General features: G+C 34.9%; 13 protein-coding genes and 1 pseudogene. 10 read left to right on the top strand and 4 right to left on the bottom strand.

Going from position 1 to position 14,869, the window contains the following annotated elements:
• Window positions 1-27: 27 nt before the first annotated feature.
• On the top strand, window positions 28-174 hold the full coding sequence (locus OPR52_RS04435; protein ID WP_265037817.1) for a hypothetical protein: 147 nt from the start codon (window positions 28-30) through the stop codon (window positions 172-174).
• Window positions 175-403: 229 nt separating this feature from the next.
• Here OPR52_RS04435 and ychF read toward each other — a convergent pair whose 3' ends face one another.
• Window positions 404-1,498, bottom strand: coding sequence for a redox-regulated ATPase YchF (gene ychF, locus OPR52_RS04430; protein WP_264723404.1), 1,095 nt, complete (start codon window positions 1,496-1,498; stop codon window positions 404-406).
• A 118-nt stretch (window positions 1,499-1,616) separates the two neighbouring features.
• Between ychF and OPR52_RS04425 the strand changes: the two genes are divergently transcribed.
• Window positions 1,617-2,558: an OTU domain-containing protein gene (locus tag OPR52_RS04425; protein ID WP_265037814.1), complete on the top strand. Its 942-nt coding sequence runs from the start codon at window positions 1,617-1,619 to the stop codon at window positions 2,556-2,558.
• 86 nt (window positions 2,559-2,644) lie between these two features.
• Entirely contained in the window at window positions 2,645-3,820 is a 1,176-nt protein-coding gene (locus OPR52_RS04420; RefSeq protein ID WP_265037812.1) for a CCA tRNA nucleotidyltransferase, read from the top strand.
• Here the strand turns inward: OPR52_RS04420 and OPR52_RS04415 are convergent.
• Both OPR52_RS04415 and OPR52_RS04410 read right to left on the bottom strand, forming a co-directional pair.
• Entirely contained in the window at window positions 3,804-5,585 is a 1,782-nt protein-coding gene (locus OPR52_RS04415; protein ID WP_265037810.1) for a hypothetical protein, read from the bottom strand. The two genes, OPR52_RS04420 and OPR52_RS04415, sit on opposite strands and share 17 nt — an antisense overlap.
• A gap of 136 nt (window positions 5,586-5,721) precedes the next feature.
• Window positions 5,722-6,255, bottom strand: a complete 534-nt coding sequence (locus OPR52_RS04410) for an HK97 family phage prohead protease (RefSeq protein WP_264723310.1) — start codon at window positions 6,253-6,255, stop codon at window positions 5,722-5,724.
• A gap of 777 nt (window positions 6,256-7,032) precedes the next feature.
• On the opposite strand from OPR52_RS04410, the gene OPR52_RS04405 reads away from it, so the two are divergent.
• From OPR52_RS04405 to tatC, 4 genes and pseudogenes are all read left to right on the top strand, one after another.
• The gene (locus OPR52_RS04405; RefSeq protein WP_265037784.1) at window positions 7,033-8,370 is read left to right on the top strand and encodes an IS110 family RNA-guided transposase; all 1,338 of its coding nucleotides are present in this window, start codon (window positions 7,033-7,035) and stop codon (window positions 8,368-8,370) included.
• Window positions 8,367-9,332, top strand: a pseudogene (locus OPR52_RS07875) (IS110 family transposase). Before OPR52_RS04405 ends, OPR52_RS07875 begins: the two are co-directional and overlap by 4 nt.
• An 816-nt stretch (window positions 9,333-10,148) precedes the next feature.
• A complete protein-coding gene (locus OPR52_RS04390) occupies window positions 10,149-11,330 on the top strand; it encodes a type I glyceraldehyde-3-phosphate dehydrogenase (RefSeq protein ID WP_265038470.1) in 1,182 nt (393 codons plus the stop codon).
• Window positions 11,327-12,088 (top strand): twin-arginine translocase subunit TatC, encoded by a 762-nt coding sequence (gene tatC, locus OPR52_RS04385; RefSeq protein WP_265037807.1) that lies wholly within the window; start codon window positions 11,327-11,329, stop codon window positions 12,086-12,088. Before OPR52_RS04390 ends, tatC begins: the two co-directional genes overlap by 4 nt.
• A gap of 53 nt (window positions 12,089-12,141) precedes the next feature.
• On the opposite strand, the gene OPR52_RS04380 is transcribed toward tatC, so the two are convergent.
• Window positions 12,142-12,597 (bottom strand): arginine repressor, encoded by a 456-nt coding sequence (locus OPR52_RS04380; RefSeq protein WP_065094904.1) that lies wholly within the window; start codon window positions 12,595-12,597, stop codon window positions 12,142-12,144.
• 125 nt (window positions 12,598-12,722) lie between these two features.
• Here OPR52_RS04380 and OPR52_RS04375 point away from each other — a divergent pair, with 125 nt between their 5' ends.
• From OPR52_RS04375 to OPR52_RS04365, 3 genes are read left to right on the top strand one after another with little or no spacing between them, the layout of a single operon-like run.
• Window positions 12,723-13,457: a substrate-binding periplasmic protein gene (locus OPR52_RS04375; protein WP_264723312.1), complete on the top strand. Its 735-nt coding sequence runs from the start codon at window positions 12,723-12,725 to the stop codon at window positions 13,455-13,457.
• The gene (locus OPR52_RS04370; protein ID WP_007548901.1) at window positions 13,457-14,104 is read left to right on the top strand and encodes an amino acid ABC transporter permease; all 648 of its coding nucleotides are present in this window, start codon (window positions 13,457-13,459) and stop codon (window positions 14,102-14,104) included. Before OPR52_RS04375 ends, OPR52_RS04370 begins: the two co-directional genes overlap by 1 nt.
• Window positions 14,088-14,729 (top strand): amino acid ABC transporter ATP-binding protein, encoded by a 642-nt coding sequence (locus tag OPR52_RS04365; RefSeq protein ID WP_265037805.1) that lies wholly within the window; start codon window positions 14,088-14,090, stop codon window positions 14,727-14,729. The genes OPR52_RS04370 and OPR52_RS04365 overlap by 17 nt, the downstream gene beginning before the upstream one ends.
• Window positions 14,730-14,869 lie beyond the last annotated feature (140 nt).

The raw sequence follows: 14,869 nt of genomic DNA, 5'->3' as shown, positions 1-14,869 counted from the left end.
TGTATCTGTTCAGGGGCATCGCAAATATTGAAGCAAAGTGGTCAGTGCTTACTGTACGAACATTGTGATTTGAGAGCAATCTCCGCTAGGGAGGATGTCATCCCAGTGCCAAGCACTGACCATTTGCTGTGCAATTTACCTTCAAAAATGAATGTTCGTACAGCTATGGAATGAATCGCGATATGACGTAGGACTGCTGTCATTCCAGTCTGGAATCTAGTCTTTACTGGGGAGAAGAAACTATCCTTCTACAGTGTATCCGTTTAGGGGAGGTATCTGTTCAGATGCATGGCTAATGTACAAATATTGAAACAAAAATTCCAGTGCTCCCTTTCTTGTTATCCCAGTGCCCAGACACTGGGATCCAGAAAACTTAACTTTAAATAAGTGGCTGCATAATAAACTACACATTAAACCTAAAGTGCATTATATCACCATCTTGCACGATGTAATCTCTGCCTTCAAAGCGAATTTTTCCTGCGTCTTTACAAGCCGGTTCACTTCCATACTTTATGTAGTCTGCAAAGCCTATCGTTTCTGCTTTTATGAAACCTTTCTCAAAATCAGTGTGGATTACACCTGCAGCTTTGTCAGCTGTTGACCCTATTTTTACTGGCCATGCCCGTGCTTCTTTGGGGCCCACAGTAAAGAAAGTTATCATACTCAGCACTTCATACATAATACGCGCTACTCCATCAAGGCCTGATTCTTGTAAGCCAAATTCTGATAAAAAACTCTGTTTTTCCTCTTCAGTATCAAGATTTGCAATATCTGCTTCGAGTTTTGCTGAAATACAATAAAATTTACTTTTATTTTCCTCCGCCATTCTCTCTACCTTTTTAGATAATTCATTGCCAGTTATAACATTTGTATCTTCAACATTGCAAACGTACATAACGGGCTTTGTTGTCAGCAATTGAAGCGACTTCATCTCATCTTCATCGATATTCTCCAAACTTCTTGCAGGTTTACCCAATTTTAAAGTAGCTAATACCTCTTGCATTAATTCAAGTTGTCTCTTTAGCTCTTTATCACCTTGCTTTGCTTTCTTTTCCAATTGAGGAAGCCTTTTTTCTATGCTATCAATATCAGCTAGGATTAATTCCATTTCTACCACTTCAGCATCTGATATTGGATCTATTTTACTGTGTACATGGCTGATATCGTCATCCGTAAAGCACCTGAGCAGATGAACGATAGCATCAACTTCTCTGATATGGCTTAAAAATTTATTGCCGAGCCCTTCACCTTTGCTCGCACCCTTTACCAGACCTGCAATATCTACAACTTCTAATTGATTATAAATTATCTTCTCTGAGCCTGCAATTGCTGCGATTTGTTTCAAACGCTGATCTTTTATCGAAATCTTGCCTATATTTGGCTCAATTGTGCAGAAAGGATAATTTGCAGCTTCGGCTGCACTTGACTCTGTAAGTGCATTAAATAAGGTTGATTTTCCTATGTTTGGTAACCCAACTATACCGCAGTTAAAACTCATATTTGCTATTTAAAGCTACAACTATTGCATAATTTAAAAATTTCTGCTATACTTAATTAGTTGCTTATTAATAATTTTGTTGGTATAGTAACATATAGCTCAAATTAAGGTAAAAACTATGGCTGAACCTAGGAAACGGAAACTATCAAATGATTTTTACGATACTGGAAGTCCGAAAAGGTTCAAGAGCTCTGGACAAGAAATAACTCTTTTAAATAGTAATCCTTACCCTGACAATTTCCATGTAGGACAAGCAATTGGTAATGGAAGCTGCTTTTTTGACTCGTTCAGACAAAGTCTAGAACAACAGACAGGAGAGCAAGTTACTATCGAAAAATTAAGAAATGATTGTAAAGAATTTGCGCAAAAGAATCCACCAAAGTGGTTTACAAATGCAATTGTCAATAGTCATGATAACAATGGCCAGCACCGTAGTGAAACTGTAGATGATTATACAGCAGACATTATGCGTAACAGTAGGTGGGGTGATCCTGACGTTGAAGGCAGAATACTTTGTGAAAAGTATAAGGTAAAGCTACATGTTATAGAGAACCAGACTGTTGATAACCAAGATCTGTCTTTGCATGAATTAATAGACAATTCAGGTTCAAAAAGTGCAGGTGAATACAATAAAGTTGATTATGATGATAGTAGTATTGTGCATATAATAAACAAAGGCGGATTGCATTTCGAACCATTGCTTGATAGAAATAAAAGTTTAGCAAAACAACTGCAAGAGGAAACCAAACTTAAACAAGAGCAAGAACAAGAAGATTTCCTATTAGCAAAAAAACTTCAGGTAGACGAGATCTTAGAATATTGTAACCTTTCAAAGGATATCTCTGAGAGAGCAGAGGTTGAAAAGGGATTTGATGAGTTATTGGCAAAAAATGCTGATGGAAAAATTGGTGATGTTGTAGAGCAGTGCGTTAGTGAGATAAAGCAGCACATAGAGCGCTCTGAGAAGCAAAACCCTTCAAGCTCACCAAGATGTAGTATGGCGGAATCAAGAACAGAAAAAACATTTCATCAACAACAAATATTACAATTGGAAGTGTAAAATAAATCTTCATAGCCCTGTATATTTTTATATGGGGCTTTTTGCAAGCATTTCATATAATATGAACTGCAGCATATACTAACTAAATGCAAGTTGACCGTGAAACTAGTTTAATTATTGATGCCATAGAGAAATTTGGTGGTGAGGCTAGGCTTGTCGGCGGGTGTGTGAGAGACTCAATTTTGCAGCGTGATGTCCACGACATCGATTTAGCTACTAATTTGCCTCCCAATCAAACGATTAAAGCGCTAAAACTCCGTAATATAAAAACTATTCCAACTGGCTTAAAACATGGAACTATCACTGCGATCTTAAATCAGAGGTCTTTTGAAATTACAACACTAAGACATGATGTGAAATGTGATGGTAGGCATGCAAAAGTAGAATTTACCAATAATTGGCAAGCGGATGCTTCAAGGCGCGACTTTACATTTAATGCTCTGTATGCAGATAAGCATGGCCATATATATGATTACTTTGGTGGTATAGAGGACTTAAAGGCGCGAAGGTTAAACTTTATAGGCAACGCTGAAGATAGAATTAAAGAAGACTATCTACGTATTTTAAGAGCATTTCGTTTTCATGCAAAAATATGTGTCGGAGATTTGAGTGATGAAATACTAAGCGTATGCAAAAAGCATTCGCATATGATCCAAAACCTCTCTGGAGAGAGAATAAGAGATGAAATACTTAAATTGCTGGAGTGCAATGATCCTTTTCCAACACTTAAGAGCATGCAAGAATCTGATATTTTGCAAAAGATTATCCCAAAAGAAATAAAATGCGAAATTCTGTCTTCGCCACTTCTTTTGGGCACTGATGCACTAGTAAAATTAGCGTTACTCCTTAGGACCACTAAAGAAAATGACAGGCTAAGTCTTGGAGAATACATAAGTAAGTTTTTACGTCTTTCGAACAAGCAAAAGAAAAAGCTGCTATTTTTACTATCCAACGATATCAAAACAGAACTCTCAGAAAAAGAGCAAAAAAAATACATATCTTTATTTGGTAGAGAATCATATTGTGATTTAGTAAGAATTTGTGGTGTTGAGTCTGGAGAAAATGTTGATAAATACATTTCATTTGCTAATATATTCAATATTCCAAAATTTCCTTTATCTGGTAATGATTTGATAAATATAGGTCACCAGCCAGGAAAAAGTTTAGGTAGAAACTTAGAGTTGCTCAGGCAACATTGGGAAGACAGCTCCTACACTTTAACAAAAGAGGAGCTGGTGCTTTATGCTAAGAGCCTACTCTAACTGCTTTCTGGCTGTTTAATGAATGTACGCTTACAGTATTAGTGTAACTCATCGAGGAATTAGGTGTGTATTCTTTTTTAGCTTTTTCTGTTAATTGGTATTCGTTTACTCCTCCTTGAGTTTGATTACACATTCCCTGATCTGTAGATAAAAATTTATCTCTTATGCTTGATGTCAGTTGTAACTCTTGAATCTTATCTAAAAAAAATCTCATTCTAGCTTCTACTAGCTCTTTCACAACAATTTCTTTAAGTAATTCTCCTGAGTCGTTATTATTATTATTCTTGCTATTAAAGCTGTGCAAGATAGAGTCTACAATCTTATTTACCCCTTCTTCTTGTTTGTTAAATTCTAATTTTTTTATGCATTTTCTAACAGAAGGTGATAACTTGGCTTTTAACGTACCATCTCGTAGTTCTTTTATATTTTTTTCAATGCAATGTTTATTGACAACTTCTTTAACCTTAGCTTCTATGATCTCCCTTGCGGATTGTTTCAAATCACTTTCTAATAATTCAAGCAGCTTACTGCTTTCAAATTTGCCATCATCTTGATTTGATAGAGATTTTATGGTTTCATCAAGCACGTTATGGCAAAAGTGCTTTTCTTTAAATTCAGGAAAACCTTTTTTTAACTCCTCGTTTTTCCTAGATAAAAAGTTATTGAGACCCTTATCCCTAGAAAGCTTATTGGGCAAGTTTCGTAATTTTGAAAGGGTTGATTTACTAGAGCCTGTAGTTGATTTTACAGTAGATACTGTGCTTACCAAACTCACTGCATCTGGCTTGTGAGCTTTTGTTTGTTCTTGTGATTTTTTAGTTTCTCCATCAATATCTTCTAACCTTTTATCAACACCTTTTAACTTTTCTTCCAACTTTTGTTGTTCTTGATTATTTAACAGTTGTTGTTGCATTATTTTTAATTGTTCTTCCATGTTTTCTTTTTCTCCCTGTAGTTTCTTAATATCAGCTTTTGATTGATCTTCTGCTTGCTTCCGTTCCTTTTGTAACTGCTCTATCAACTTCTCTTGTTCTGCAAGCTTTTCTTGTAACGCTTCATCTGATTCTTCATTTAACCGCATTAAACTATTTATTTTCATATCCTTTTCTACTTCAATCAGAGGTCTTTTTATTTCATTTAGAGATTCTATGTTGCACTCAATTAATCTTTCGCTTAGTCCAAATATCAATTTAGATTTTTCCTTTAATTCTGCTGAGAGCTCTTCCTCTAGTTGGCCTGAAACATCTTCCAATTCCGTATAATCTTTTTCGCATTCTGCAAGTTTAGACCTTAACTCTCTATTTTCCTCTTCTAAAAAGTCATTTTGTGCACGCTCAAGTTCTAGTTCCTGACTCAGTTGTTCATTCAATTCTTCATCCTCCTCTATGCTTACTTCTTCCATACTATCGTAGTCTTCATCAATGAATTCATCATTTACTATAGTATCAAAACAACTCTCATCAGTGAACTCACTATTTTCTTCAGTTTGAACCTCTTCATCCTTACTTATTGCTTCACTTTGACTCTCTTTTACTGCAACTCCAGGTTTTAAATCAATTTGAGCACTTTCATCTGTTGTTTTAAGACCATCAGTATGACTTCCAGTAGCTTTATCGTAATATAGAATATTTTCCGCCCATTTGTTCCATTTCTTTGGTAGTATTCGTCCAATCGTTTTTAAGTACAACCAAGCAAACACAGTAGACCAACTGTATTTTTGTTTAACATTAATTTCATAATTAACCGTATTATTAATATTTGACATAAAATTACCTTGTTTTTTAACTTTAATTTACAGAAAATTTTAATAGTGATAAAGTTATATATATTAGTATAAATGTTAAATAAATACTAACGCGGGTTGTCAAATTATGGTAAAGCTTTTGCCTGCATAATACACTTTAAGCAGAAATACACATGTCTGTAAGTACAGCATTTGCTTTTCCTATCGCCCTTGCTAACATTTCCTGTTCATTGTTCTGATTTTTCACATTGATTACCTGAGCAGCTAAGTTTGCAGGAAAAGTGACCAAACTGACTTCCCATAATTCCACTTGTTTTAACACTCTAGCTCCGCTTTTATGATCAACATCATACTCTATAGGTATATAGCCGATGGAAAGTCCGTTAATTGCCCCAGTTTTGAGCATCAAATACACTTCTTCTGCTTTCTGAATACCCAAAAGTAAATGTGCAATTATATATAGACCAACATCATTTTCATAAATATCTATGATGCTACCTATAGGTTCGTCAGGATTATGCTGCCAAAGGAGTTTTATTTTATTTCTGTTTAAATTTTCCTTAAATGCTCCGGGTAAGATCAGATCATTTTGTTTATCAACTATATTAAAAACGCTAGCATAACCAGAAAATACACCGTTTTCTCCTATGCTTTTTATTGACAATGGTGAATAGAGAAATTTCTTATTCATAAAGCCTCCTGTAGTATTGGGAATTTTGTTTCGCAATGCACTGCGATATAATTCTATTATATGCAGTGCTCTAAAAGGGGGAAGCACTTTTCTTAGTTACTAAAAACGCTAACTAGAATCCAGATTGGACACTGGGTTATAAAATTCTACGTCATACCACCGCGGCGCTAACAAGTAGCGGAATGACGATTGTCAAGGTGTCATCCTAGTGCCTCTATGATGTCATCCCAGTGCCCTGACTACTTGGATCCAAGAAAAAGAATGATGTCATGCAAGCCCCTATGATGTCATTCCAGTGCGTGACACTTGTATCTTTATGATGTGAGGCATTAGAGCTAAAATACCTCACAGGGAGGGTGAAGCTGATGCGACACTAATGCCATTAAGCCAGATTTTGCTTCCCTCCCATAGAGTTAAAGACTGAACAGTATCTTTTGGAATTATATCCCGTATTACAAGGTTAGTCTAAACTCTCAGTTTATTTATAGTCTTGGAGGCAATTTTATGCAAGCATCGAACAGACGAAATCTGTCAAATCAGAAAGAAACACACAAATTTAAGTTTTTAGTAGTTTTCAAGTATAGTTGTACAGGGAGCGCCTTTGCAGTTATGACCGACATTTTCAATGGTGCCTAAGTGCCCGTATGCAAGCATGGTTTTGGAAGGAACGGTCAAATCATTGATGGAGTCATTTAGACTACCTCGGTTAGGAGATTGTACTATCAACCGTTCCAAGCTGAAGCGTTTCCCTATTACAAATTATATGTAGGAGTTACCATGAAAAAAGCAAAAAGTAAATTAGAAATAGTGAATCCTAATGCAGCAGGAATAGACATTGGTTCAGCTGTACACTATGTGTGTGTACCTGAAGGAAGAGATGAACAACGCGTTCAGAAATTTGGCTGCTTTACTGAAGACCTTCATAACTTAGCACAGTGGTTGAAAAAGTGTAAAGTTACAACAGTAGCTATGGAATCAACAGGAGTATATTGGATTCCTTTATTTCAAATACTTAAGTCATACAAATTCGAGGTAAGATTGGTAAATGCACGGCATGTAAAGAATGTACCTGGTAGGAAGTCTGACGTTCAAGATTGCCAATGGCTCCAACAACTGCATAGCTACGGACTGCTTCATGGATCGTTTAGGCCAGATAATCAGATGTGTGTATTGCGCAGTTACGTGCGGCAACGCAAAAATCTCACTGAAAGTGCATCTACACATATTCTGCGTATGCAGAAGGCATTAATTCAAATGAATATACAATTACACAAGGTTATTAGTCATATTACTGGGATAACTGGTATGAAAATCATTGAAGCTATAATTGAAGGCGAAAGAGATTCTGAAAAATTGGCAGAATTCAGGGACGTGCGAATGAAAAATGATCAGTCTACTATTGCAAAAGCGTTAGCTGGTGACTATAGAGAGGAACACTTATTCACGCTAAAGCAAGAATTTGAACTATATAATATTTATCAAGAAAAAATAGCAGAATGTGATAGAAATATTGAAGCCTATTATAAAACGTTTGAAACAAAGTCTTGTGAAAGCAAACAGCTAAGTAAGCAAAAGAATAAAAATAGCAAAAGTAAGCCAAGCTTTGCTTTGTATGAGGAACTGCACCGAATAACTGGTATGGATTTCACTAAAATTCCTGGATTTGATGTATTAAGTATACAAACCATAATTTCAGAAGTTGGTATAAACCATAGTAAATGGCCAACAGAAAAGCACTTTTCATCGTGGTTGGGACTCAGTCCTGCTAATAAAGTTACAGGGGAAAAAGTGTTTAACACAAGAACACGTAAAGTCATTAACCGTGCTGCAAATGCTTTGCGAATAGCTGCTCATTCTGTAGGAAATAGTAAAAGTGCGTTGGGTGCATACTACAGAAGATTGAAAAAACGACTAGGAGCACCAAAAGCAATAACAGCTACTGCAAGAAAAATGGCATGCATATTTTATAGTATGCTCAAATACGGACAGGAATATGTAGAAAAAGGAATGGAATACTATGAAACACGCTATAAAGATAGAACTGTAAAAAATTTGATCAAAAAAGCGAGCGAATTTGGCTACATATTAGTTCAACAAGAAGAGTTAGTTGAGTGAGTTTCTTAGGAGTAAATGCTATTTTGGGTGTGGATATTTCAAAAAAGAAATTTGATGTTTGTTAGTGGACAGTAAAAAACGACACAAAGTCTTTCAAAATAATCAAGATGGTTTTGCAAAACTTGTAGTTTGGTGCAATGGCCATGGAGCAAATCTTACTCATTTATGTCTTGAAGCAACTAGTTGGTATGGAGAAGATTTGGCTACTTTTATGCACGATTTAGGACATAATGTCAGTATAGTAAACCCAGAAAGCTTTTGGCAAAAGTGAGCTGCTCAGAAATAAGACAGATAAATCAGATGCAGCTATGATAGCTAGATTTTGTATCGCCAACAAACCTGCTCTTTGGAAGCCCATTGCACCTGAAATGAGGCATTTGAGGGAGCTTTACCGTTGCATGCAATCGCTAAAAGATGATAAGGTGCAACAGACAAATCGCTTGGAAAACAAAAATATGCATTCCAGTTGCAAAGAAGCTATATCTAAAGTAATTTTGGCAATAGAGGAGCAAATTATTGTTCTCGAAAAAGAAATTAATGAGCATATAAATAACTATCCACATCTAAAAAATATGGTGGAAAACCTTAAGACTATAAAAGGTATAGGATATCTTACTGCTGTTGCTGTTGTCGCAGAAATGCCATCAGTTGATAACTTTGACAATGCTAAACAATTTACAGCTTTTGCTGGTCTAAATCCAGGACATTATCAATCGGGATCGTCAGTAAGTAAGAGAAGTTGCATATGCAAAATAGGATCTGAGCGTATTCGAAAAGCTCTTTATATGCCAGCTATAGTAGTCAAAAACCATAATAATCATTTTCAAAAGTTTTGTCAGCGTCTAGCAAGTAAAGGCAAATGTCCAAAAGTCATAGTTCTTGCGTTAATGCGAAAATTAATGCATGTCTTTTTTGGTATTCTTAAAAATAATCAACCATTTAATTGTAATTTTGTTGGATAATTTGTTTGACAGCAGAGACAGTATCTGGGATCTCATTTTACTCTATAATAGCAGTGCTCCTTTCTTGTCATCCCAGTGCGTGATACTGGGATCCAGCCTTTTCATAATCATCAAAACATTGTATTGTAACGTAAAACGGCTACTTTTATGCTTACCAACTTAATAAAATTCCTGGATCCCAGTGTCTGGGCACTGGGATGACACCCTCCTAGTAGAAACGCTTTTGTAATTGCAACATTCGTGCAATCTTTAGCCATAAATATTAAGAAATTTACCAAACGAAAAAAAGGCAAAAGAAGCCCCGTGGTTGGCTAATTACTTACATTATACTTTCAAGTATGGCGTTTTTTTATTCTAAACGTTTAATAACCACGACTCAGCTGCTTTTAAACCGCAACTAATCTAAATTATAAACGTTAAGAAATTTACTAAACAGAAAAAAAGGCAAAAGAAACCCTAGAGTAGCTAGTTATTCACTATCCATTTTTTAAGTTGGCGTTTTTTTATGTTTTAAATGCTTTATAAGCGCATTTTAGCTTATATTAGGTAAAAACCTAGAAATTTTATAAAGACATAAGGTGCACATAGTGCAAAAAATTAAACATGAGACGCCAGATACGTGAGTTTTTTGTCATTTAATCTGTACAGAGAAGATAAATAAATAGCTTCAGTACCATGATAAGGGGGCTGGCGGAGTTTGTCAAGCAAGTTTTTAGCCCTGTCTCCTTGCTATAATGTTCATATCGATAGAAAAGCAAAAGAATAGAATGAAATATCAAGTGATATCCTCTATAATTAAATTTTTTGAATGAAGAGATGACGATTCGTGTAGGAATTAATGGTCTTGGTAGAATAGGCAGAAGTGTATTGCGTGCTATTTATGAAATAGAAAAATATGGTGAGCAAATAGAAGTCGTGGCTGTAAATGGGTCACTCAGTGCAAAGCAGCATGCACATTTGATTAAATATGATTCTGTTCATGGCAAATTCAGTGGTGATATTGATTTTAATGAGTCTCAAAATTGGCTATCCATAAATGGCAGAAAGTTTTCTTTGTATAGAGAACGGAGCCCTGAAAATATTCCTTGGAATGTTGATGTAATACTTGAATGTACTGGTGCATTCAACAAACGTGAAGAAGCAATAAGGCACAATGCAGAGAAAGTAATTGTCTCTGCTCCAGTTCCGGATGCTGATGTCACTATAGTTTATGGTGTGAATAACGATATGCTCGAAAAAGAGCATAAAGTGATATCAGCAGGTTCTTGCACTACAAATTGCCTTGCTCCGATTGTGAAAGTCCTACATTCTAGTTTAGGCATAAAAAGCGGTTTTATGACTACTATACATGCCTACACGAATGATCAAAATGTTCTTGATGGTAATCATAAAGATTTGCGTAGAGCAAGAGCTTGCGGATTATCTATGGTGCCAACTACAACCGGGGCAGCAAAAACAATTGGTTCTGTCATTCCTGAATTAAAAGGAAAGCTAGATGGCACTGCCGTCAGAGTTCCGGTTAGCAATGTTTCTATAGTTGATTTTACATTTACGACTGATAAGAAAGCGACCGTTGAAGAAATCAATGAAATGTTTAAGGATGCAGCTCTCTACTCTACGTCATTCCAGCGCGTGACGCTGGAATCTAATTTCTGGATCCCAGTGTCAGCTACTCGGATGACATCAGAGGGTACTAGGATGACATCAGAGGGTACTAAGATGACATCAGAGGGTACTAGGATGACATCAGAGGGTACTAGGATGACATCAGAGGGTACTAGGATGACAGAGGGTTATCCAATGTCAAATGTACTTTCTATATGCGAGGAACCTTTAGTCTCAATAGATTTTGTGCATAACCCTTATAGTGCAATTGTGGATTTAACTGGTACATATGTTACAGGTGATATATGCAGGGTTGCAGCGTGGTATGACAATGAGTGGGCTTTTTCGCTGAGAATGTTAGACATAGCATTATTGAGCTATAGTAAAGTATGAACTGGAACTCAAACAAATACGCCTCATTTTATGAGCACTTTGCGGAACTCAGAAAAAGAGTTATCTTTTGCTTTCTATTTTTTTGCGTTGCTTTTGGTTTTTGTTATTATTTTAAGGAAAATATATACCGTTTTTTACTCGCACCTTTAATAGAAGCAACAAAAGGTAGCGAAGGTTTTTCTTTAATTTACACAGACTTAACAGAGGCATTTTTTGTGTATCTCGAAGTTGCAATAATGAGCGCACTTTTGTTTTCTTTTCCTGTGTTTGCATGGCAATTTTATATGTTCTTAGCACCTGGGTTATATAAAAGTGAAAGGGCAGTGTTGTTGCCATACTTGATTGCAACACCGGTTTTATTTGTAACGGGAGCTACTGTAGTCTATTACTATATATTTCCTTTAGCCTGGAAGTTTTTCATCACTTTTGAACATAGTGGGAAATCTTTCGGTATACCAATAGAGTTTATGCCATCAGTTAGCGAATATTTAGACCTCGTTCTCCAATTTATGTTTGCATTTGGCACTGCATTTCAAATTCCAGTAATACTCACATTGATGGTGAGGGTAGGGTTACTTACTACACAAAGTTTGTCAAATAAACGCAGAATCGCGATAGTGGTAATTTTTATTATCGCTGCAATCTTAACTCCACCTGATGTATTAAGCCAAGTAGGGCTTGCAATACCAATGCTGATTCTATATGAATTGTCCATTCTGATATGTAGGTATATTGAAAAAAAGAAGACAAAGATTTAAACAAAGGAATCCCTCTTATCTCCTTTATATCACATTTTTAACTTACAACATTCTTATTCAGGACTTAAATATGGAAATGTTTCATAAATTGATTGTAATACTTTGTTAAGTTCAGCCTTACTTTTGATGATCAATAATACTGTATCATCACCTGCTATAGTTCCTATAATTCCTATGTTTTTGCTATTATTTAATGAATAAATAACATACTTCTGATCTAGAAAGTAAGCCAGACTGCTAGCTTGTCCTGGTTGGGTATGTAGTACTATTAAACCAAAATCCGAAATTTGCATATTAAGTATCAATGGTAATTGATACTGGTTGATATCGATTACTTTATATACACCAGCAACTTTGGCAATTTTAAGTTTTTTTAATTTTCTTGATAAAGTAGCCTGAGGAATGTTGTGCCCTCTTTCTTTAAGCAAGGTCTGTAAATCGCTCTGCTCTAAAATTTCGTGATTTTGAATAATATTTAAAATATGTTCACCTAGTGTGTTGTCATGCATTATGCATTTTCCTCATATTGAATATGTAATAAGTATATTTGAAATTATATTCATTATTTCTTGACTATTCAATTTTTAATGTCTATACTCATAAGATGAATAAAACATGAATATAAATTAGTAATATGAAAAAATATATTTTAAATGCTATTATAGTGATAAGTATTCTATTAACAGGATGCAAGGAAGATAAACACGATAATATCATTAGATTTGCAATTTCTGCAGATTATCCACCTTTTGAATATTATGAAAATGGTAAATTTACTGGCTTTGACATTGAGCTTGCTCAATTAGTAGCAAAAGAGTTAGGTAAAGAAGCAATGTTTAAAGATATGCAGTTTAGTGCTATATTTGCAGCATTACAAAGTAATTCTGTAGATGCTGCTATATCTACTATTGGTAGCACAGAAGAGCGTGAAAAAAATTTTGATTTTTCAAATAGTTATTATACAGGGGAATTTGGTATTCTATATCACAAAAATAAACCCATAGCCGGTATAAACAACTTAACTCACAAGAAGATAGCCGTTCAACTAGGAACTGTCATGGAAATTTGGCTAAAAGAGCATGTTCCTACAACAGCTCAAATTATTGCTATAGACAATAATAATCAAGCTGTAGAAACATTAAAGTCTGGTCATGTTGATGGCGTCCTAATTGATGAATTCCAAGGTAAAGTATTTAGCAAAAAAAATCCTGGTCTATCATGGTCAGCCATCGCTAAGTCAGATAATGGTTATTCTATTGCTGTGAATAAAGGATCTGATTTAAAGGATAAAATAAACGAGGCGTTAAAAAGTTTAGAAAGTAAAGGTGTAATACAAAAGATAGCAGAAAAATGGCTAGGAGATAACTGATGCAAGAATTAATTTCTAATTTCTTGTTTGTTGGAACAGGCCTTGCCTTTACTTTAAAATTATTGATTGGAGGACTGCTTTTAGGTATGAGTCTAGGAGGGTTATTTTCAGTACTCAGATATAATAAGATCTGTATTCCATTAATTAATGGAATTATATCTGTAATACGTGGCACCCCCCTTATATTACAGTTAAGTGTTGTTTATTTTATGACTCCAACCATTGCAGGAATTAAATTAAACATATTTAGTGCTGGCATTATAGCATTTGGTCTAAATAGCTGTGCTTATATTGCTGAGATTTTACGAGCTGGTATTGAAACTATATCAAAAAACCAGTTTGAAGCAGCTAAAACTTTACAAATACCTAGTTTCTATATGTGGAGAGATATTATATTACCACAAGTTATTAAAAATATTCTTCCTGCAATGATAAATGAGATCATTGCACTCCTTAAAGAAACGGCATTAATCTCTACTATTGGTGGTGTTGATATTATGCGCTCTGCGCAAATGCTTGCAGCAGAACAATTTACTTATTTTATACCACTTTGTCTTGCTGGGGCTTATTATTACGCTCTTGTATTACTAATTGAATATATAGGCAAAAAGATTGAACAGAAAGGTATATATGATAAAAATGCATAATGTTTGTAAATTATTTAATAATATTCCAGTACTTAATAATATTAACCTGATTATAGAACAATCTATAGTTGGTCTTGCTGGTCCTTCTGGTAGTGGTAAATCAACATTGTTACGTTGTATACAAAAACTCGAAGTTTTAGATTCTGGTAGCATTGAATGCAATGATAGTACTGGTTTTGTATTTCAGGATTTTCAACTTTTCCCACATATGACTGTCTGGGAAAATCTTACATACGCTCCCAAGCTTAAAAATAAAACTCAGGATCAAAGTTATTCACTACTTGAGTTTTTGGGTATTGCCTCTAAAAAAAATGATTACCCTAATAATCTATCTGGTGGGCAAAAACAGCGGGTTGCGCTTGCCAGAAGTTTAATGATGAATCCAAAGATTCTATTATGCGATGAGCCAACGTCTGGTTTAGATGTAGCAACAATAGTCGACGTTGTGGAACTATTACAATCAGTTAGAGATATGGGTATTACTATGATTATCGCTTCTCACAATTTGGATTTTTTAACAAAAATATCAGATCGGATTATTCTGTTAAAAAACGGAAAAATAATTGTAGATATCAATCCTAAAGAAATTGATGAACCAACAAACTATTTAAAAAATAATTATTAAAAGAGAATCACTCATATCATACTGAGAGCTATAGCAGATCTTAGCATCGAAAATTACATAATATACATTATGGAAAATAAATCACATAATATAAGAAGCAACGCTAAAAATAAAATTACATAATGTAAGAAGCAAGGTTT

Source organism: Wolbachia endosymbiont (group A) of Hylaeus communis (assembly GCF_947251915.1).
Taxonomy (GTDB): domain Bacteria; phylum Pseudomonadota; class Alphaproteobacteria; order Rickettsiales; family Anaplasmataceae; genus Wolbachia; species Wolbachia pipientis.
Note: the sequence above shows the minus strand (reverse complement) of the source record. Positions and strands in the feature narration are given on the sequence as shown.